Raw genomic sequence first — 892 nt, 5'->3', positions numbered from 1 at the left:
ATTCAGACATTGATGACGTATCTTCAATCGACACGTCTACATTAATGCTAATGTCAGATATAATTATTAGCGACTATAGTTCGCTGCCAATAGAAGCTAGCTTGTTAGATATTCCAACTATATTTTATGTGTATGATGAAGGAACATATGATAAAGTGAGAGGCCTGAATCAATTTTACAAAGCAATACCGGATAGCTACAAAGTGTATACTGAAGAAGATTTAATAATGACGATACAAGAAAAAGAACATCTATTAAGTCCGTTATTTAAAGATTGGCATAAGTATAATACTGATAAAAGTTTACATCAGCTCACAGAATATATAGATAAGATGGTGACAAAATGAGGCTTACGATAATCATACCTACATGTAATAATGAGGCAACAATTCGACAATTGTTAATATCTATTGAGAGTAAAGAACACTATAGAATCCTTTGTATTGATGGTGGTTCTACTGATCAAACAATTCTTATGATTGAACGGTTACAAAGAGAACTCAAGCATATTTCATTAATACAATTACAAAATGCTTCGATAGCTACGTGTATTAATAAAGGTTTGATGGATATCAAAATGACAGATCCACATGATAGTGACGCATTTATGGTCATAAATCCAACATCAATCGTATTGCCAGGTAAATTAGATAGGTTAACTGCAGCTTTCAAAAATAATGATAATATTGATATGGTAATAGGGCAGCGAGCTTACAATTACCATGGTGAATGGAAATTGAAAAGTGCTGATGAGTTTATTAAAGATAATCGAATCGTTACATTAACGGAACAACCAGATTTGTTATCAATGATGTCTTTTGACGGAAAGTTATTCAGTGCTAAATTTGCTGAATTACAGTGTGACGAAACTTTAGCTAACACATACAATCAC

2 protein-coding genes are annotated in these 892 nt (G+C 32.2%); both read left to right on the top strand.

What is annotated here, in order from left to right:
* Nucleotides 1–347: CDP-glycerol glycerophosphotransferase family protein (locus tag IDG60_RS16530; protein ID WP_206160941.1), on the top strand; the 347-nt coding region annotated here is incomplete at its 5' end.
* Nucleotides 344–892: glycosyltransferase family 2 protein (locus tag IDG60_RS16525; RefSeq protein ID WP_206160940.1), on the top strand; the 549-nt coding region annotated here is incomplete at its 3' end. The genes IDG60_RS16530 and IDG60_RS16525, both read left to right, overlap by 4 nt.

It is taken from the genome of Staphylococcus sp. EG-SA-2 (assembly GCF_017152085.1).
Note: the sequence above shows the minus strand (reverse complement) of the source record. Positions and strands in the feature narration are given on the sequence as shown.